The sequence below is a fragment of the Brevibacterium ammoniilyticum genome (genome assembly GCF_038429965.1).
GTDB classification, from domain to species: Bacteria; Actinomycetota; Actinomycetes; order Actinomycetales; family Brevibacteriaceae; genus Brevibacterium; species Brevibacterium ammoniilyticum.
In genome coordinates, this window is sequence record NZ_BAABNP010000008.1 from 93,437 (window position 1) to 112,697 (window position 19,261).

General features: G+C 68.9%; 11 protein-coding genes and 1 pseudogene. 6 read left to right on the top strand and 6 right to left on the bottom strand.

Annotated features, from left to right (window positions below; genetic code table 11):
- The first annotated feature begins 64 nt into the window (after nucleotides 1-64).
- Together AAHA49_RS11000 and AAHA49_RS11005 are read left to right on the top strand one after the other, a co-directional pair.
- Nucleotides 65-2,047 carry an FAD-binding monooxygenase gene (locus AAHA49_RS11000; RefSeq protein ID WP_342038307.1) on the top strand — a complete coding sequence of 661 codons (1,983 nt, stop codon included), beginning with the start codon at nucleotides 65-67 and terminating at the stop codon, nucleotides 2,045-2,047.
- An 81-nt stretch (nucleotides 2,048-2,128) separates the two neighbouring features.
- The gene (locus AAHA49_RS11005; RefSeq protein WP_339393109.1) at nucleotides 2,129-2,599 is read left to right on the top strand and encodes an SRPBCC family protein; all 471 of its coding nucleotides are present in this window, start codon (nucleotides 2,129-2,131) and stop codon (nucleotides 2,597-2,599) included.
- Nucleotides 2,600-2,706: 107 nt separating this feature from the next.
- Here the strand turns inward: AAHA49_RS11005 and AAHA49_RS11010 are convergent, their stop codons facing one another.
- From AAHA49_RS11010 to udk, 3 genes are all read right to left on the bottom strand, one after another.
- Nucleotides 2,707-3,261, bottom strand: a complete 555-nt coding sequence (locus AAHA49_RS11010; RefSeq protein WP_339393110.1) for a hypothetical protein — start codon at nucleotides 3,259-3,261, stop codon at nucleotides 2,707-2,709.
- A gap of 109 nt (nucleotides 3,262-3,370) precedes the next feature.
- Nucleotides 3,371-5,143, bottom strand: coding sequence for an HNH endonuclease (locus tag AAHA49_RS11015; protein ID WP_339393111.1), 1,773 nt, complete (start codon nucleotides 5,141-5,143; stop codon nucleotides 3,371-3,373).
- Between the two features lie 93 nt (nucleotides 5,144-5,236).
- Nucleotides 5,237-5,845, bottom strand: a complete 609-nt coding sequence (udk, locus tag AAHA49_RS11020; protein WP_339393113.1) for a uridine kinase — start codon at nucleotides 5,843-5,845, stop codon at nucleotides 5,237-5,239.
- A 345-nt stretch (nucleotides 5,846-6,190) separates the two neighbouring features.
- Between udk and mgtE the strand changes: the two genes are divergently transcribed.
- Nucleotides 6,191-7,534, top strand: a complete 1,344-nt coding sequence (mgtE, locus tag AAHA49_RS11025) for a magnesium transporter (RefSeq protein ID WP_339393114.1) — start codon at nucleotides 6,191-6,193, stop codon at nucleotides 7,532-7,534.
- A 16-nt stretch (nucleotides 7,535-7,550) separates the two neighbouring features.
- Here mgtE and AAHA49_RS11030 read toward each other — a convergent pair whose 3' ends face one another.
- Nucleotides 7,551-9,131 carry a GntR family transcriptional regulator gene (locus AAHA49_RS11030; RefSeq protein ID WP_339393115.1) on the bottom strand — a complete coding sequence of 527 codons (1,581 nt, stop codon included), beginning with the start codon at nucleotides 9,129-9,131 and terminating at the stop codon, nucleotides 7,551-7,553.
- A 187-nt stretch (nucleotides 9,132-9,318) separates the two neighbouring features.
- On the opposite strand from AAHA49_RS11030, the gene AAHA49_RS11035 reads away from it, so the two are divergent.
- The 3 genes from AAHA49_RS11035 to AAHA49_RS11045 all read left to right on the top strand — a co-directional run bounded on the left by AAHA49_RS11035 (nucleotide 9,319) and on the right by AAHA49_RS11045 (nucleotide 16,613).
- Nucleotides 9,319-12,750, top strand: a complete 3,432-nt coding sequence (locus AAHA49_RS11035; protein ID WP_342038308.1) for a proline dehydrogenase family protein — start codon at nucleotides 9,319-9,321, stop codon at nucleotides 12,748-12,750.
- A 96-nt stretch (nucleotides 12,751-12,846) separates the two neighbouring features.
- Complete coding sequence (locus AAHA49_RS11040) at nucleotides 12,847-13,527, top strand: HAD family hydrolase (RefSeq protein WP_342038309.1); 681 nt, start codon at nucleotides 12,847-12,849, stop codon at nucleotides 13,525-13,527.
- A 158-nt stretch (nucleotides 13,528-13,685) separates the two neighbouring features.
- On the top strand, nucleotides 13,686-16,613 hold the full coding sequence (locus tag AAHA49_RS11045; protein WP_342038310.1) for an ExeM/NucH family extracellular endonuclease: 2,928 nt from the start codon (nucleotides 13,686-13,688) through the stop codon (nucleotides 16,611-16,613).
- A 137-nt stretch (nucleotides 16,614-16,750) separates the two neighbouring features.
- Here the strand turns inward: AAHA49_RS11045 and AAHA49_RS11050 are convergent, their stop codons facing one another.
- Nucleotides 16,751-17,914, bottom strand: a complete 1,164-nt coding sequence (locus tag AAHA49_RS11050) for a PrpF domain-containing protein (protein ID WP_342038311.1) — start codon at nucleotides 17,912-17,914, stop codon at nucleotides 16,751-16,753.
- Nucleotides 17,911-19,203 (bottom strand): annotated as a pseudogene (locus AAHA49_RS11055) (MFS transporter). Before AAHA49_RS11055 ends, AAHA49_RS11050 begins: the two are co-directional and overlap by 4 nt.
- Between the last annotated feature and the right edge of the window lie 58 nt (nucleotides 19,204-19,261).

A 19,261-nucleotide genomic window follows, 5' to 3' on the forward strand; every position in this document is an offset into this window, starting at 1 on the left:
GCCGGATCACAGAGTCACGTGGTGGCCGCGGCGCACAACGGCGTGTGAGAGACCGGAGGCTGAGATGCACTTCCACCAGGACGGCTACGTGTCCGCGGATCCGCGGATCGAAGACGCCGCAGGGTACGGAATCGACCGAGACGAGGCACTGCCCGATGTCGTCGACGTCCTCATCGTCGGCAGCGGTCCGGCCGGCATGGTCGCAGCCGCGCAGCTGGCTCAGTACCCCGACGTCAACACGCGCATCATCGAGAAGCGCGACGGCCGCCTCGTCATCGGTCAGGCTGACGGCATCCAGGCGCGCTCGGTCGAGACGTTCCAGGCGTTCGGATTCGCCGAGGAGATCATGCGCGAGGGCTACCACATCACGGAGATGTGCTTCTGGAATCCGGATCCGGAGAATCCCGAGCACATCATCCGCACGGGCAGGCCGAAGGACGATGAGACGGGAATCAGCGAGTTCCCGCATCTCATCGTCAACCAGGCGCGGGTGCTCGACTACTTCGCGCAGTTCGCCCGGCAGTCGCCTGGGCGGATCGTGCCCGATTACGGCATCGAGTTCGTCGATCTCGCGATCGAGGATCCGCAGACCGCAGCCGACCCCCAGCATCCGGTGACGGTCACGGTCCGCTACACCGCGGGCGAGCGCTCCGGCCAGCAGCGCACGATCCGCGCAGGCTATGTCATCGGCAGCGACGGCGCACGTTCGGGCGTGCGCTCGGCGATCGGACGGACGATGTCCGGTGACCAGGCCAACCACGCGTGGGGCGTCATGGACGTGCTCGCGAACACCGACTTCCCCGACATCAGAACGAAGTGCGCGATCTCGTCGAAGCACGGAAACATCCTCCACATCCCCCGCGAGGGCGGACATCTCTTCCGGATGTACGTCGACCTCGGCGAGGTTCCGGTCGACGATGCGAGGAAGGTGCGGCAGACGAGCATCGAGGAGATCATCGCGAAGGCGAACGCGATCATCGCCCCCTACTCGCTCGATGTGAAGAACGTCGCCTGGCACAGCGTCTACGAGGTCGGGCACCGGCTCACGGATGCCTTCGACGACACGGATGAGTCGGTGCCGGACTCGCCGTGCCCGCGCGTGTTCATCACCGGCGATGCCTGCCACACGCATTCGGCGAAGGCCGGTCAGGGGATGAACGTCTCGATGCAGGACGGGTTCAACCTTGCGTGGAAGCTCGGGCAGGTCGTCTCCGGGCGTTCGTCGACGGAGCTGCTGCGGACGTATTCGGCCGAACGACAGGTCACGGCGAAGAACCTCATCGACTTCGACAAAGAATGGTCGACGCTCATGGCCACACCGCAGGACCAGCTGCCCGACAAGGCCTACCTCGAGGACTTCTACGTCAAGACCGCCGAGTTCCCGGCCGGGTTCATGACCGAGTACACGGAGTCGATGATCACCTCGACGACGGAGAACCAGGAGCTGGCGACCGGATTCCCCGTGGGCAAGCGCTTCAAGTCCGCGCGGGTCAATCGGGTCTGCGATGCGTATCCGCTGCACCTCGGGCACGAGGCGAAGGCCGACGGTCGGTGGCGGATCTACGTCTTCGCCGATGCCGCGACCCCGGCCCCGACGGTCCCTGCCGCGGGGGCGGTCGCCGGCGGCGATGATCGTGCGTCGACGAACGCAGACCTCGCGTCGACGAACGCGCTCTCAGGTGTTCCGGCACTGGGCGAATGGCTGGAGTCCGACCCTGCTTCGCCGTTGGTCGCCTACCGGCGCCGGGGTGAGGACATCGATGCGCTCGTCGAGCTCAGCGTCATCTATCAGCAGCCGCACACCGATTTCGACTTCACCGATGCGCCGACCGCATTCCGCCCCCACGTGGGAACGTTCGGCCTCGAGTACGTCGAGAAGATCTACGCGGCCCTGCCGGATGAGGACATCTTCGACACCCGCGGGATCAGCCGCGACGGTGCCGTGGTCATCGTCCGCCCCGATCAGTACGTCGCCGGGGTCTTCCCGCTCGATGCGCGCGAGGAGATCGGGGAGTTCTTCGCCGGAGTCTTCCTGCCGGAGACATGAGGGCTCGTCGCGCCTGGGAAGTGACTGACGACTTGGGCGGCGGGTCTCGGAAAGCCGCCTTGTCTGTGGCAGGCTGAGGCCATGGCTACGAATGAGAAGAGCATCACAGTCACCCGGGTCATCGACCACTCCACGCAGGAGATCTTCGACGTCCTCACCCTGCCGGAGAACCACGAGCAGTTCGACGGTTCCGACATGGTGCGGGCCGCGGAGAAGTCCCAGCGCATCATGGGTGTCGGCGACGTGTTCGTCATGAATATGTTCTCCGAGCCCATGGGCGGGGACTACCAGATGCACAACCACGTCACCGCCTACGATGCGAACAAGATGGTCGGCTGGCAGCCTGCCCAGGCAGACAACCCCAAGGAGCCGGGCGGTTGGGAATGGCTCTACGAGCTCAATGCCGTCGGCCCCGATTCCACCGAGGTGACGCTCACCTACGACTGGTCGAAGGTCGACGACCCGAAGCTGCTGCCGCTCTTCCCGGTCGTCAGCGAGGAGCAGCTCGACGAATCGCTCAATCGCCTCGCCGCCGCAGTCTCGAGCCGCTGACGATCCTGAGTCGCTGACGGTCTTGGGTCGCTGACCGACTTGAGCCGCCGAGCGCGGCTTCTCGAGTCGCCGACGCCCGCGTTCCCAGGTCGCCGGGAGCCCGCGCGTCAGAACCGGGAGCCGTAGAACTTCTCGGCGTGCCGACGATGCCGGCAGTGCCGACTGCCGACGAGCCCGAAGATCCCTCCGGCGATGAGCGCCGCGCTGCCGAGCGCCCAGAGCACCGCGCCGGGCGCCGGATAGCCGACCTCCATGCCGCCGACCCAGCGCCCCTGTTCGTCCTGACCGTCCCACATGAAGAACGGCGGGTCCATGACCATCGCCACGAGGGCGACGAGGAGGACGAGGCCGAGGATGACCGCGGCCGGCGACCACAGCGTGAGCGAACGTGACAACCATGCCGTGACGGCACACAGCAGGATCGCCGCCCACGGCAGGGCGAACGCGATGTCGAAGTTCTCAGGGTTGATGGGATACTCGCCGAGTGAGGTGATGAGCAGTCGGGGTCCGTCATCGTTGCCGCTGTCGAGCACCGGCACCCAGATCATCGCCACCCACGCGCCCAGGGTGACGAACGGAAGCCACCGGGCGATCCACCGCGCACGCCTGCCCTTCGGCAGCAGCTGAGTGCCGATCGAGTCGGGGCGGTCCACGGTGTTCATGGCCACCATTCTTCGATTCGCCCCGATCTCGCCGGTGGCAGTCATGTTGCAGATCTGCCACCGGGTTTGCGGGCTTCTGCCACCAGGTCGGCGCACTTCTGCCACCGGGTCAGCCGGCACCCTCGAGGAGGCCTGCGAGTAGGACCTGCTCTGCCGCTGATTCCGTTCGGAGCCTGCGCAGCGATTCGAGCGGGCCACGTGTCGACACGGGTGCGACTCCGCCTCGGCGCCCTGGACTCTCAGGAGCCGCAACGACCACCCGGAGGTCCGGTGGGATGGTCACGGTCTCGGCGTCGAGGCCAACGTGCTGTTCAGCCCGCGGGACTGCCGGTGGCGACACCGTCTCCGAATCACTCGCCTGTGGCTCCTTACTGCCGGGCACCGAGTCGCTCGAGGGCTCCTCACTGCCGAACGCTGAGTCGCGGGCGGGCTCTGAATCGCGTGCGGGCGCAGGACTGCCCCGCGGCGGGGTGGTGCTGACCTCGAGCAGGCTCGCGAGCTGCCTGCGCCAATCCGACGGCGGCGGATCGGCCGCACCACCCGCGCTGCCGCCCACCGCGCTGCCGCCCACCGCGCCGCCACCCACGACATCGCCGGACCCGACGGGGCGGCGCGGGTACTTCATCCGCTTGACGAACGGCGGAGTCGTCGACGAATACTTCCGGCCCGACGGGGTCGTCACGGTCAGGCCCGCGGCACTCGCCTCATGCGACCACCCGGGATGCTCCTTCGCATAGTTGCACGAGGCGCACAGCCCCGACCCGTTCTCCCATGAAGTGGCACCGCCCTCAGCGAACGGCTTGGCATGGTCGGCGTGCTTGATCGGCGCATCGCACCACGGCGTCCGGCACCGGTCGTCACGGAAGATCACCATCTCCCGCAGCCGCCCGGTGAAGGCACGCCCCCGCGCCTCCGTCCCGACGAGCTGCCCTTCCGTAACCGTGGTGAACATGCGGCGGATGAAGACCTCCGCCTCGTTCGCGGCGAGGAAGCTGCGTGCGGTCGCCGCCGGCAGCGGCCCGAAACCGGGCATCCATGCAGGAACCATGCCGTCGGCGAAGAGCGATTCGGCTTCGATGACGAGGTGGACCTGGCTCGGCACCGCCTGGGCAGACCCCTGCCCGGTGAGCCGTTCGACGAACGTGTCGGTCATGACCTGCGGCTGCCGCCTGCCACCGGCATCACCAGCGGCGATGGCCGAGTCCGCGGCCTCTTTGAGCCCGGTCCACACGGCGACGGCCTCGGGCAGCGGGAGGATCGCGCTCACCCGCCCCATGCCGTCCTCGAGGGTGGTCAGTGTGACCCTGCGGTGGGCCGCGGCCTCCCGCGCCTTCCGCTCGGCGTCCGCGCCGTCGACCTGCATAGCCATCGCCCGCACCTCGGTGCGCAGGCTGCGCGGACCCGACTGGCCGAGGCTGCCCCGCATCCTCGCATCGACCCGGCTGCGATCGGCCGGGGCGAGCGACGCCGTCTCATCGACCATGATCCGCGCCTTCTCGATCGAGATCTCACCGGAGCTCAGTGCCGTGTAGGTCTCCGGCATCTCGGTCACGATCGCACGCGCCGCGGAGATGAACTTCCGCCCCGAGCCCGGGGAGACCCTCTTTGCCAACCCCACCTCATCGCCGGCCCGCACACCCCACTCCTGGACGGGCAGACCGTTGAGCCGGTCGCGGTCACGGCGGAGATCGGCGAAGGCGACCGCCTCGGCGGACTGGGCGGCGGACAGGGTTCCGCTCAGCTCCTCGAGCGCGGTGATCCGCGCAAGTGCCTCAGCCTCGGTGCCCGCCGCAGCGGCACCGCGCAGGTACGCACTCAGCCGGGCCACCTCGGCGAGGTATTCGGAAGCCTCCATCGGCTCCCGGACGGGGTCGACGTCCATGAACCCACCCTAGACGTCGACACTGACATGAGAGTCGGCACTGACATGGGACTCGCCCCTGCCGGAGCACCGGGAAGCCGGAGCACCCAACCTCTACGCCCCGGCCTGGATCCTCCGCATGATCATGTCCATCGCGACGATGTTGTGGCCGCCCTCGGGGATGATGAGGTCGGCGTTGCGCTTCGAGGGCTCGACGTAGAGCTCGTGCATCGGCTTGACCGTGCCGAGGTACTGCTCCTCGACGGATTCGAGCGTCCTCCCCCGATCGACGACATCGCGTTTGATCCGCCGCAGCAGGCGCACATCGGCGTCGGTGTCGACGAAGAGCTTGATGTCGAGGAGCTCGCAGATCCGAGGTTCGGCGAAGATGAGGATGCCCTCGACGATGATCACCGGGGCCGGTTCGACGACGGTCGTCTCCGCCGCGCGGTTGTGGTCGGCGAAGTCGTAGATCGGGCTCTCGACCGAGTAGCCCGCACGCAGGGCAATGAGGTGTTCGACGAAGAGGTCGTTGTCGAAGGCGTCGAGGTCGTCGTAGTTGACCTTCTCGCGCTCGGCATAGGTCAGCTCGTCCTGGCGCTTGTAGTAGTTGTCGTGGAAGAGCACCGAGGACATGCCCGCGCACTTGGCCAGCAGCGCCTGAGTCAGCGTCGTCTTCCCGCTGCCGGTCCCGCCGGCCACACCCACGCTCAGTATCTCCACGTCCGCACTTTCCGTTCGCTCGGCTCCGAGGGCGACCCGCAGCCGCGCCCAACGATGAGATCCCCCGCAGAGGATCTCCCCAAATCTACCCGATTCCCCTTGACCGCCGACCTCGGATAGGGTGGAGGAAACCGCATCGCATTCCGTCATGTGCGATGCCCGCAACCGCGTGTGCCCGCAGGCCCGCAGCTCGTCGAAGGAGGTGGTCGTCGATGGATTCCGACTCTCGATTGTGCACTGCCTCCCTCATCCACTGACGCCTGCGCTGCCAGCCCGCCAGCCCTGATCCGCTGCCCGGCTTCCGCCTGCCCAGGCGTCCTCCCGACGACTGCCTGGAGAATCATCATGACCTCAGTGCTCGACGCTGCCACCATCCGCACCCTGACCGCCGACCGCGACCTCGCACGCCTGTCCGCCGCCGTCCGCGACCACAGTGAGATCGCCACGATCGACCTCATCGCCGAACTCCCCGCCACCGAGGCGGCCGTCGTCTTCCGACTCCTGCCCAAGGCCGAGTCCGTCGACGTCTTCGACCGCCTCGACCGCGGCACCCGCTCCGACCTCATCGCGGCGCTCGGCACCGAGGAGCTCACCGCGATCTTCGCCGACCTCGACCCCGAGGATCAGAGCCGCCTCGTTGACGAGCTGCCCGCCGGGGTCGCGACGAAGCTGCTCACCGCCGTCACCCCCGCCGATCTCGACGCCGTCATGGCCGTCGCCGGCTACGACCGGAACTCGATCGCCCGACGCATGTCCCCCACCGCCGTGCTCGCGTGGATCGACGACACCGCCGCCGAGGTGGCCAACCGCATCCGCGACACCGACGTCGACCTCGCCGACGTCCGGCTCGTCCCCGTCCTCGCCCCCGATCGGACGCTGCTGGGCACCCTCGATCCGCTCGAGCTGCTCCGCTGTGCGCCGGGGACTCCGATCGCGTCCGTGATGGACCCGGTCGAGGCGGTCACGCACACCGGCGATGACCAGGAGACCGCGGCCAGGGCGGCTCTGACCAGCGGAATCACCGTCCTGCCTGTGTGCGACAGCGAGGACCGCCTGGTCGGGATCGTCCCGATCGACGATGCCGCGCGCATCATCGCCGAAGCCGACGAAGCCGACTTCGCGCTCTCCGGCGGCACCCAGCCGCTCTACCGCCGCTACCTGCCCACCCCGTTCCACCGTCTCGCGCGCACCCGCGTCGTCTGGCTGCTCGTCCTCGCGGTCTCCGCGGTCCTCACCGTCCATGTCCTCGAGATCTTCGAATCGACGCTCACCGAGGTCGTCGCCCTCGCCCTCTTCATCCCCCTGCTCACCGGCATCGGCGGGAACACGGGTTCGCAGGCGGCGACGACGGTGACCCGGGCGCTGGCGATGGGCGAGGTCGGACTGCGCGACTTCTTCCGCGTCGCCGGCAAGGAGCTCACGACCGGGCTCACCCTCGGCCTCCTGCTGGCGATCCCGGCGTTCGCGATCGCCACCCCGCTCTACGGCATCGAGATCGGCTCGGTCATCGCGCTCACGCTCGTCCTCAACTGTCCGGTCGCGGCCTTCGTCGGCGGGTCGATCCCGCTCGTGGCCAAGGCGTGCCGGGTCGACCCGGCGGTCGTGTCGACCCCGTTCATCTCGACGTTCTGCGATGCGAGCGGACTCATCGTCTACTTCACGATCGCGATCACGATCATGGGGCTCTGACCCACCGACCAAGCCCTCACCTCAGGGTCCGGGTGAGCTGATTCCACAGGTCCTGATCGAAGCGGCGGCGGCCGAGGAGTCCCGACATGTGCCGCACGGCGTTGTCGACCTTGCCGCGCCACACATCGATCGCGGTCTCCGCATCGCCCCTGCTCAAGGCCGCGAGCATCGCCCGGTCGTCGCCGAGGATGCGGTCGGATGCCGGTGAGTAGTCGAGTTGGAGGATCGAGATGAACAGCCGCAGACGCAGGGTCAGCGACTCGAAGGCGCGCGCGCTCTGCCGCAGACCCGAGGCGCGGGCGATCTCCTGCTGGAAGTGGAGGTCGGCGTCCTCGACGTCGATGCCGCTGCGGGTCGCAGCCGAGGCCTCGACCTGCCGCAGGGCGAGCTGGACGGGGACGAAGAACCGCTGCGGACGCAGCGCCAGCGACCGCAGCAGGACCTCGCCCACGGCCATGCGGGCGGCGTAGAGGTCGAGGACGTCGAGGGTCGTGATGAGCGGGATCCTCGCCCCGCCGCGCGAGCCCTCGAGCAGCCCGTCGTCGACCATCCGCCGCAGGGCCGCATCGACGGAGGACCGCGGGACCTCCATGCGGCGGGAGAGCAGGCGCGGGTTGATCCGGTCGCCGGGTTCGTAGCCGGAGTCGATGATCTCCTCGCGCAGGGCGATCGCGAGGTGTTCGGTGATCGATCGGGTCGCGCTCGGCAGCCACGACGAGATCTCCATTGAGTCAGAACTCGTGGAAGTTTTCGGGACCTCGCTCTGGCGTCCCGCCTGCCATTTCACGCCTTCGAGTCCGTGCCGGACGCGACCGGCGACGAGGTCGAGCAGCGAGCCGGGGATGTCCTGACAGTGCGCGAGCGCCGTCTTCAGGGCCGCGATGAAGTCCTCGGGACCGTGGTGGAGGGAGAGGACGTCGAAGCCGGGCAGACCCGAGTCGGGGTCGGCGACGAGTTCGGCGGCCTCGCCGTGCGGGTCGTAGACGACGAGGCGCAGACGCGCCGGGTCGATGCCTGTCACCCCGGAGCGCAGCACCGTCATCGCCGCCTCGTCGGTCTGCCGGTGCTCGCTGCCGAAGCGCTGCGGCCACCGGGTGACACCGGCCGAACGCAGCCCCGCGACGACACCTGCGATGCGGCGCTGGATGCGGCGGGCCGGCACCGGCGACGGCTCGGTCGGACCGGCACCGAGGCGGAAGCCGACGACGATGAGCGGGAAGCCGCTGGCGGCGACGACGACCTCGTCGCCGCCGGCGCCGGCCTCGCGGATCGCATGGAGTTCGCTCAGGGACACCGTCATCTCGCGCATCGCCCGGGACACGATGCTCTGACTCAGGCCCGTGGCCTCGGAGAGCGCACGCGTCGAATAGTCCTTCCCGGAGATCCTCGCCCCCGCCGTCCCCACGAGCGCTTCGACGACCTGGGTGGCGGTGGACTGGATCTGCGGACGGCCGCTGCGGGGCCGGTCGGCGAGGTCGGCGCGACGGACCCAGCGACGCAGACTCGACTCGGACACCCCCGCCTCGGCGGCCGCCTCGGCGATCGACGTCGCAGCCGCCCGGAGGACGGCGCTGCGACGGAACTCAGGGGTGAACATCCCCTCATCCTACGCCCGTCGTCACGAATTCTGACTCAAAAGATTCCCGGTGCTGTCGTCAGCCATTCACCCCGGATTCGGCCCGGCGCATACTGAGGTGACAACGGCAGGGTCAGGCGGTCGACGGCGACCACGAGGGACCCCGGGAGCCGAACCACACGAGAAGAGAAGTAAGGACGGAAAGCAGTTGCTGCACACTGACACCGATCTGGACCAGCTGACGACGCAATCGGTCGACACGGTCCGCAAATGGCTGCGAGTCGCGACGAACAAGTCGGCGGCGAAGAACCCTGCCGCCGAGCGCCTCTCGGCGGTCCTCTCCGACCCCAACGGCCTCGACTTCACCGTCGGCTTCGTCGACCGGGTCGTGCGCACCGATGACGCGAACGCCGCCGCCGACGCCCTGGCCGAGGTCGGCAAGCTCGCGCCCGCGACGATGTCGGCCCTCGACCGCGCGCAGATCAAGGCCGGCGCGGCACTCGCGAAGGTCATGCCGAAGGTCGTCGTCCCCGCTGCCCGCACCCGCCTGCGCCAGATGGTCGGCCACATGGTCGTCGACGCCCGCGACAAGCAGTTCGGCTCGACCGTCGCCAAGCTCACCGGCGAGGGCCACCGTCTCAACATCAACCTCCTCGGCGAGGCCGTCCTCGGTGACGGCGAAGCCGACCACCACCTCGACGAGACCCACCGTCTCCTCGCCCGCGACGACGTCGACTACGTCTCCGTCAAGGTCTCCTCGGTCGCCTCGCAGCTGTCGATGTGGGCCTTCGACGAGACCGTCGACTACGTCGTCGACCGTCTCCGTCCCCTCTACGCGCAGGCCGCGAAGGCACCGACGGGCGCGAAGTTCGTCAACCTCGACATGGAGGAGTACCGCGATCTCGAGCTGACGATCGCCGTGTTCACCCGCCTGCTCTCCGAGCCCGAGTTCAAGGACCTCGAGGCCGGCATCGTCATCCAGGCCTACCAGCCCGATGCCCTCGGCGCGATCCAGCGGCTGAGCGAGTTCGCCTCGGCCCGGGTGGCCGCCGGCGGCGCCGGGATCAAGGTCCGCCTCGTCAAGGGCGCGAACCTCGCGATGGAGACCGTCCACGCCGAGGTGGCCGGCTGGCCGACGACGACGTGCGACTCGAAGCAGTCGACGGATGCGAACTACAAGCGCGTCCTCCACTGGCTCTTCACCCCCGAGCGGATGGCGGGCCTGCGCATCGGCGTGGCCGGTCACAACCTCTTCGACATCGCCTTCGCCCACCACCTCTCCGTGGTCCGCGAAGTCACCGACCGCGTCGAGTTCGAGATGCTCCAGGGCATGGCGACCGAGCAGGCCGCCGCAGTGACCGGGGACGTCGGCGACCTCCTCCTCTACGTCCCGGCCGTGCACCCGAAGGAGTTCGACGTCGCGATCTCCTACCTCGTGCGCCGCCTCGAGGAGAACTCCGCGACGGAGAACTTCATGTCCGGCATCTTCGAACTCGCCAACGGCAACGAGATCTTCGACCGTGAGGCCGACCGCTTCCGCGCCTCGGTCGCCCAGCTCGAGGCCGAGCTCGCCGCCGACGGTGAGGCCGCTCCGGCGCCCAACCGCACGCAGGACCGTTCGGCCGCGCACGTGGCCGGTCCCGCGCAGGTCGTCTTCGCCAACGAGCCCGACACCGACCCCTCGTTGCCGGCGAACCAGAAGTGGGTCCGGGAGATCATCGCCGAGGCGACCGCTCCCGGCTACCTCGAGAACCGTCCCGCAGCCCCCTCGGTGGCAACGACGGACGATCTCGATGCGATGATCGCCCGCGGTCGCACTGCCGCTCAGGCCTGGCGCGAGATGGGGGCCGCCGCCCGCGGTGAGATCCTCCACCGGGCAGCGGAGATCTTCGCGGCCCGTCGCGGCGAGTTCATCGCCGTCGAGGCCGCCGAGGTCGGCAAGATGCCTTCGCAGTCGGATCCGGAGATCTCCGAGGCCATCGACTTCATCCGCTACTACGCACTGCACGCGCTCGAGCTCGAGAAGCTCGAAGGCGCGCAGTTCCACCCCGACGAGATGGTCGTCGTCACCCCGCCGTGGAACTTCCCCATCGCGATCCCGACCGGCGGCACCGTCGCGGCTCTGGCCGCCGGATCCGCGGTCATCCACAAGCCCTCGAAGCCGACGCCGTACTGCTCGGCGCTCATCGTCGACTGCCTGTGGGAGGCCGGCGTCCCGCGTGACGTCCTCCAGCTGTGCGCGCCGATCGAGCGTGAGCTCGGTCAGCACCTCGTCTCCCACCCGGATGTCGACCGCGTCATCCTCACGGGTGCCTCGGAGACCGCGGCGCTGTTCAAGTCGTTCCGCCCCGAACTCCACGTCAACGCGGAGACCTCGGGCAAGAACGCCCTCGTCGTCACCCCCGCCGCCGACCGCGACCTCGCCGTGGCCGACCTCGTCTACTCGGCGTTCGGTCACGCGGGCCAGAAGTGCTCGGCCGCGTCGCTCGGCATCATGGTCGGCTCGACGTATGACTCCGAGCGCTACCGCAAGCAGCTCATCGACGCCGCCTCGTCGATGGTCGTCGACTGGCCGGCCAACCTCTCGGCGACGATGGGCCCGCTGACCGAGGATCCCTCGGACAAGCTGCGCCGCGCCCTGACGACCCTCGAGCCGGGTGAGACCTGGCTGCTCGAGCCCAAGCAGCTCGACGACACGGGTCGCCTGTGGAGCCCGGGCATCAAGGACGGCGTCAAGCCGGGATCGTTCTTCCACCTCACCGAGGTGTTCGGCCCCGTCCTCGGCCTCATGCACGCTCGTGACCTCGATGAGGCCATCGAGCTCCAGAACGCCGTGGACTTCGGTCTCACCGGCGGCATCCACTCCCTCGACCCCGAAGAGGTCCGCGAGTGGCTCGACCGCGTCGAGGTCGGCAACGCCTACGTCAACCGCGGCATCACCGGTGCGATCGTCCAGCGCCAGTCCTTCGGCGGCTGGAAGCAGTCCTCGGTGGGCCTGGGTTCGAAGGCCGGCGGTCCGAACTACCTCATGCTCTTCGGCCACTACACCGACGATCCGGCGACCCTGCCCGGCTCGGTCGGCGACGGGCAGAGCCTCGAGCGCGCCCAGGCCGATGACAAGCGCTGGTTCGACGCCGAGTTCGGTGTGGCCAAGGACCACACGGGACTGCGGTCGGAGGCGAACATCTTCCGCTACCGCGCCCGCCCCGTGACCCTGCGCGTCACCTCGGCGGCCACCGCCTTCGACCTCCAGCGTTCGCTCAATGCGGCGACGACCGTGGGGTCGACGGTGCAGCTGAGCGTCGCCGAGGATGTGCCGGCGGACGTCAAGATCGCCGTCACCGAGGCGGGAGTTCCCGCCCGCACGGAGTCGGCCGAGGTCTTCGCCTCGATGGTCTCCGAAGGCCGGTACGACGACACCGTCGGCGCCCGCATCCGCGTGCTCGGCGACTTCGAGCCGGAGCTGCTCGCCGCCGCGGCGAAGCGTCCCGAGGTCGCCGTCATCGACGAGCCCGTGACCTCCTCGGGTCGCGTGGAGATGCGGTACTACGTGCAGGAGCAGGCGGTGTCGATGACGCTGCACCGCTTCGGCAACCCGAGCCGTGACTTCCACGAGCTCGCCGCCGAGCTCAAGGCCTGATCGCTTCGGCCTGATCCCTTCGAGCAACCCGTAGGGCGCTCAGCCACCTTTCGCCAGGTGGCTGAGCGCCCTTCGCGTTGCCGCTAGAGTGTCGCTGTGACCAGACGCCAGACCATTCCGCTCACCGGTGCGATCTTCGACTGCGACGGCATCCTCGTCGACTCCGAGCAGCCGTGGATCGACCTCATGGCCGACTACCTCGATCGCCTCGGTGCCCAGGGTGTGCCTGCCGAGTCGTTCCGGGGTCTGACCGGCGCCGAGGCGGCGCAGCAGCTCCAGCGCGTGAGCGCGGCCGCGTCCGGCCACGGTGCTGCGCCCACCGCGGCCGAGGTCGATCGTGACTACACGGCCGCCCTCGCCGAGGTGGCGGCGCCGATGCCGGGGGCACCCGAACTCGTGCGGGCGCTGTCGGGGACGGTGCCGATCGCGGTGGCGAGCAATGGGCGCGGCGAGGACGTCCGCGGACTCCTCGACCGGGCAGGACTGCTCGGGTTCTTCGACGCGATCGTCACGATCGACGACGTCGAGGCGGGAAAGCCTGCCCCGGATGTCTATCTGCGTGCAGCCGAGAAGTTGGGACTCGACGCCGACGCGGCGGTGGCCTTCGAGGACTCCCCCGTCGGTTCGCGCGCCGCCGCTGCCGCCGGGTGCACCGTCGTCGGCATCAATGCCGACCCGCAGATCCAGCTCCTCGCCGAGGTGCGGCTGACGGACATGGGTCAGGTGACCTTCGATCCGGACTCCCGGTCACTTGCCGTCGAGGCCTCCGTGTCCTGACCGCCGTGTAGGCTCGGTCACACTTCCAGCGTTCAGTGGACTGCCCGAGTGTTCACATCGCGTTCACATGGTCGCCGTCGCCGCCTCCATGGAGCCGGATAGTGTGCAAGGGCTTCGTCCTCGACGCTGCTCTGCGTCCTCGACCACGAAAGGCCTTCATGAAAGCCTCGACCACGCTCGCCTCGGCGGCCGCGCTCGGACTCGTCGCCGGCATCGGAATCGCTCTCCCGTCCGGGCCTGCGATCGCCGCGACGACCCCGCACATCAGCGAGATCGGCTACACCCTCGAGACCGACTTCATCGAGATCGCCGCGGACCCCGGCACCGACCTCTCGGGCTGGACCATCGGTTCGGTCACCCGCGGCGGCAGCGTGCAGGCCGCGGAGAACGCGACGGTCGTCCCCGACGGCACGACCGTCGGCGACTCGGGCGCTGTGGCGATCGAGGTCCCGATCACGAACTCCGTGAAGTCCGGCTCGGCCGCCGACGGCGACTATGGATCATCGGCCTTCGCGATCGACGAGACGGGGACGCTCATCTCCTTCGATCAGATCGGCGGTGTGCCCGACGGCAAGGGCGTGACCGGGAAGGCTGGGAAATACACCCCGAATCCGGTCGTCGACCAGGAAGCCGCGCCGACCGGTGCGGTCGCATCCGGTGGCCAGTCGATCCAGCTCGTCGGCGACACGTGGACCGCGGCGGCACCGACCCCGAACGCCCTGCCCGGCGACGACGGCGGCAGCACCCCCGACCCTGAGGACGTCACACCCATCGCCGACATCCAGGGCACGGGTGAGGAGAGCCCGCTGCAGGGGCAGACGGTGAAGACCCGCGGGGTCGTCACCGCCGCGTACCCGACCGGCGGTCTCGGCGGATACTACATCCAGACCGCGGGCACCGGCGGTGCCGAGGATGCGACTCCGGGCGCCTCGGACGGCGTGTTCGTCTACTCCCCCGACACCGTGAAGGACATCAGCATCGGCGACTACCTCGAGGTCACCGGCACCGTCTCCGAACGCTACGGTCAGACCCAGATGAGCGTCGCCGAGTCGCGGGCGACGGTGCTCGACGAACCCGCCGAGGCGGTCAAGCCGGTCGAGGACGAGTTCCCCACCGACGCTGCCGCCCGTGAGGCGCTCGAGGGCATGCTCCTCCAGCCCACCGGCGATCTCACCGTCGCCGACAACTACTCCACGAACACCTTCGGCGAGGTCGTCCTCGCCACCGGCAAGGGAGTGCTGCGTCAGCCCACCGATGTCGCCCGCCCCGGCAGTGACGAGGCCAAGGCGATCGAGAAGGAGAACCTCGCCCGTGAGGTCGTCCTCGACGACGGTGCGACCGTCGACTACCTCAAGGACGACACCGACGTGCCCCTGCCGTACCTGAGCACTGATGCGCCCGTGCGGGTCGGTGCGGCGGCGACGTTCACCTCCCCGGTCGTCCTCGGCTTCGATTTCAAGAAGTGGCGGTTCCAGCCGACGACGCGTCTGACCGGGGACAACGCTGAGGCGGTTCAGCCGGCGACGTTCTCCGACACCCGTCAGGCCACGCCCGCGGAGGTCGGCGGTCAGGTGAGCATCGCCGCGTTCAACGTCCTCAACTACTTCACGACGACCGGCGACCAGGTGCCCGGCTGCACGTTCTACTCCGACCGTGAGGGCAACCCGATCACCGTCCGCGGCGGCTGCGATGCCCGTGGCGCCGCGAACGCTGAGAGCCTCAAGCGGCAGGAGACGAAGATCGTCACCGCGATCAACGAACTCGACGCCTCGGTGGTCTCGCTCATGGAGATCGAGAACTCCGCGAAGTTCGGCAAGGACCGCGATTCCGCGCTGAAGACCCTCGTGACCCGCCTCAACGAGGCGGCCGGGTCGCAGAAGTGGGCGTTCGTCCCCTCGCCTGCGAAGGTTCCGGCCGATGAGGACGTCATCCGCACCGCGCAGATCTATCAGACCGCCGAGGTGGTCCCGCAGGGTGAGTCCGTCATCCTCGACGATGAGGACGCCTTCTCCAACGCCCGTGAACCGCTCGCACAGGCCTACGCGCCGAAGGACGCTGCCGGGGCGGCGGAGACGGAGAAGACCTTCGTCACCGTGTCGAACCACTTCAAGTCGAAGGGTTCTGGCCAGGGGCCGGGCAACGAGGACACCGGCGACGGTCAGGGCTTCTCGAACGCCGACCGCATCAAGCAGGCGAAGTCCCTCGTCGCCTTCGCCGGTGAACAGCAGAAGGCCGCGGGCTCGAACTACGTCTACCTCCTCGGCGATTTCAACTCGTACACGCAGGAGGATCCGATGCAGGTCCTCTACGAGGCCGGGTACAGGGACCTCGGGTCTGAGAAGACGGACAAGTCGACGTACGTGTTCAAGGGTCGGACCGGCAGCCTCGACCATGTGCTCGCCCTCGACGCCTCGGGTGGGCAGAGTGCCGGTCAGCAGAAGGCCGGTCAGCAGAAGGCGCAGGCCGAACTGCCGACGACTGCCTACGACGCGGTCACCGGTGCTGACATCTGGAGCATCAACTCAGTCGAACCGCTCGCCTTCGAGTACAGCCGCTTCAACTACAACGTCTCCGACCTCTACTCCCCCGACCAGTTCCGGGCCTCGGACCACGATCCGGTGCTCGTGGGACTCTTCGACGAGGAGAACGACGGCGGCGGCGACGATGCCGACGGCGGAGCTGGGGCGGATGGCGGAGCCGGGGCTACGGCTGATGGCGGCGCTGGAGCAACGGCGGACGCCGGGGCGAGCGCGGACGGCGGCAACGGCTCGTCGGCGGACGGCGGGGCTGGAGCCGACGGTGGAAGCGGCGCTTCGGCCGATGCCGGAAGCGGTGCTGCTGCTGACGGCGGAGACGGCGCTTCAGCCGACGCTGACGGCGCCGACCAGAAGGCGTCGGCAGGCTCGGATGGCGCGCGGGACAACGCTGACGCCACCTCGGCGAGCGAAGCCGGCGGCAGCGGGAACCTGCCGCGGACGGGATCCGAGCTGGCTCTGCCCGTCTCGATCGCGGCGGGTCTCCTCCTCGTGGGAGCCGCTTCGGTGGCGATCGCCCGCAGGCGTCGACAGGAGGGTGCGAAGCATTGACCGTGACACCCCGCTGACCCGGTCACCGCACTGAGCACACGAGCCCCGGACCACCTGGTCCGGGGCTCGTTCGTGTCTCGAGGCGCGTGCGTGTTTCGAGGCGAGGACGGCCCGGCGTAGGCCCGGGCCAGTCCAGGTCAGTCAGGAACGGCGACCTGACCGCGCATGAGCACCCGGGCGGTGCGGAAGAGCGAGGTCGCAGTGATCGTATTCGCACTCTCATCGCGGACAGCGGCGGCGGTGACGACGCCCGAGGGCGTGGCCAGACGCACTTCGGGAGGTGACGACGGCTGCGGGGAGCGGGCGATGATCCCCTGGATGATCGTGTCGGGGATGAGCGCGGCCGCGGCCAGGCACATCGCCCCGGTGCCGGGCACGGCCTTATGGGCCTGCCCCATCGAGATCATGCGGACGACGACATCGGCATCGTCGGCGGGAAGCACCGAGCCGTCGAGCAGGGTCGTCTCCTGGGGGAAGGCGAGCACAGCAACCTTGGGCACGACCTGCGGAGCTTCCTCCGGGGTTGCGCACAGTCCCATCCGCACGGCGGCGTTGCGGCGCAGGTCCGCGATGACCCGCATCGCCGGTCGGTCGGCGTCGATCGTCTCGGGCAGCTCGACCCCGTTGAGTCCCACAGCGGAACCGGGGACGATGACGAGCGGCAGAGTGGCGTCGACGAGGGAGACGTCGAACATGCGCCCATCGGCATCGATGGACTCGGATGCCTTCCCCGTCGGCAGGAGCGCGCCGGTGCGGCTGCCGGCCGGATCGGGGTAGATGAGTTCGATCGGGGCGCCTGAACCGCTGACCCCGGGGACGACGAACTCACCGTCGACAGCGGCCTGGCCGTCCTTAACGGTGAGCCCGACGTCGACGAGTTTGCCGGTGTTCGTGTTGAACAGGCGGAAGACATGCCACCCGTCGCCGGCTGCGATGAGTCCGGTCAGCAGCGCGAACGGGACGACCCCGGCCGAGAGGTTGCCGCAGTTGCCGGAGTAGTCGACGACCGCCTCGGCGATCTCCACCTGACCGAAGGTGTAGTCGAGGTCGACGCTGGCGCGGTCGGATCGGGAGACGACCATGACCTTCGACAGGGAGGAGATGCCCCCGCCCATGCCGTCGAGCTGCCGGCCGAAGGCATCCGGGGATCCCATCGCCGAGGTGAAGATCGCGTCCCATGCGGAGCGGTCAGGTCCGCCGCCGGCAGAGTCCTTACTCACGGGCGGAAGATCCTCGGCCCGGAAGAACAGCCCTTTGCTCGTGCCGCCGCGGACGAACGCGGCGTCGATCCATCGCGTCATGGTGCCAGGGTAGCCGAGGGCTGCGACACCGCCTTCGGCACGATCGCCATCGCGGCGAAGCCGAGGACGGCGACGAACGCGAAGAGGTAGAAGCCCCACGGGTAGGCGATGCCGGCGGCCACGAGCGTGCCGGTGATGAAGGGTCCGACGATCGCGCCGATGCGCCCGACGGCCGAAGCCATGCCCAGTGCCGTGCCGCGGGCGGTCGCGGGGTAGATCGCGGAGACGAACGCGTAGACGAGGACCTGGGCGGAGAAGACGAAGACGCCGGTGATGAAGACGACGAGGTTGAGCACGACCTGGCTCGCCATCGGAATCGAGAGCACCGCGAGGAAGACGGCGGCGAGGACGAACCACATGAGCACGATCGGCTTCGTGCCGTGCCGGTCGGCCAGCCACCCGGCGATGACAAGGCCGACGACGGCGCCGAGGTTGAGGACGAAGAGCATGACGAGGGAGTCCGAGACCTCGTAGCCGGCGTCGGCCATGATCTTCGGCAGCCACGTGTTGAGGCCGTAGACGAGGAGAAGGCCCATGAAGCTCGCCAGCCACACCCCGATCGTCACGAGTGCGAACCGGCCGGCGAAGAGTCCGCGCATGCCGGTCTTCGGGGCCGCCTCAGCGGCAGACTGCGTCCCGGACTCTGCTCCACCCCGTCCATCGGCTGCGGTCGCCGCGGCCCGGGCGGTGAGGAACTCATCGGACTCGGGCAGCCTCTACCACAGGAGCGGAACCATGAGCAGGCCGGCGATGCCGCCGGCGGCGAAGAGCAGATGCCAGTTCTCGGAGTAGAAGACCGCGAGCAGGGAGATAGCCACAGCACCCGCGTGATACCCGGTCATCGTCAGCGTCGTCGCCTTGCCGGTCTTGCCCGACCGGTTGTGCTCACTGATGTAGGCCAGGCAGCTGGGCATCACGGCGCCGAGCGCGAGCCCGGCGATGAACCGGAAGACCGTGAACAGCGCGACGTTCGGGGCGAAGGCGACCAGCAGGGTGAAGATGCTGAAGATCGTCACGCACGCGATGATCGTCCACCGGCGACCGACCCGGTCGACGATCGGTCCGACCATCGCCGCGCCGAGGCCGACGCCGACGAGGCTCATCGTCGCCACGAGCGTCGCCGCCTCCGGGGTGAACCCGAGGGCCTGAGTGGCGAGCAGCTGCGGGATCACCGCCCCGAGGACGACGAGGTCGAAGCCCTCGAGGGCGACGGCGAGCCAGCAGAGCACGGCGGGCCAACGGGTGTCGGCGGCAGGTTCGAGGGCGGAATGGGCAGCGGGTGCGGACATGCGTGTCTCCGGTCGTGTGACAAGTGATGTGTGACGAATGGTGCGTGACGAGTGGTGT

Coding starts and splice junctions, on each gene's coding strand:
- AAHA49_RS11000 (WP_342038307.1), top strand. CDS start 65: ATGCACTTCCACCAGGACGGCTACGTGTCCGCGGATCCGCGGATCGAA.
- AAHA49_RS11010 (WP_339393110.1), bottom strand. CDS start 3,261: ATGAACACCGTGGACCGCCCCGACTCGATCGGCACTCAGCTGCTGCCG.
- AAHA49_RS11030 (WP_339393115.1), bottom strand. CDS start 9,131: ATGTTCACCCCTGAGTTCCGTCGCAGCGCCGTCCTCCGGGCGGCTGCG.
- AAHA49_RS11050 (WP_342038311.1), bottom strand. CDS start 17,914: ATGACGCGATGGATCGACGCCGCGTTCGTCCGCGGCGGCACGAGCAAA.
- AAHA49_RS11015 (WP_339393111.1), bottom strand. CDS start 5,143: ATGGACGTCGACCCCGTCCGGGAGCCGATGGAGGCTTCCGAATACCTC.
- AAHA49_RS11005 (WP_339393109.1), top strand. CDS start 2,129: ATGGCTACGAATGAGAAGAGCATCACAGTCACCCGGGTCATCGACCAC.
- AAHA49_RS11045 (WP_342038310.1), top strand. CDS start 13,686: ATGAAAGCCTCGACCACGCTCGCCTCGGCGGCCGCGCTCGGACTCGTC.
- mgtE (WP_339393114.1), top strand. CDS start 6,191: ATGACCTCAGTGCTCGACGCTGCCACCATCCGCACCCTGACCGCCGAC.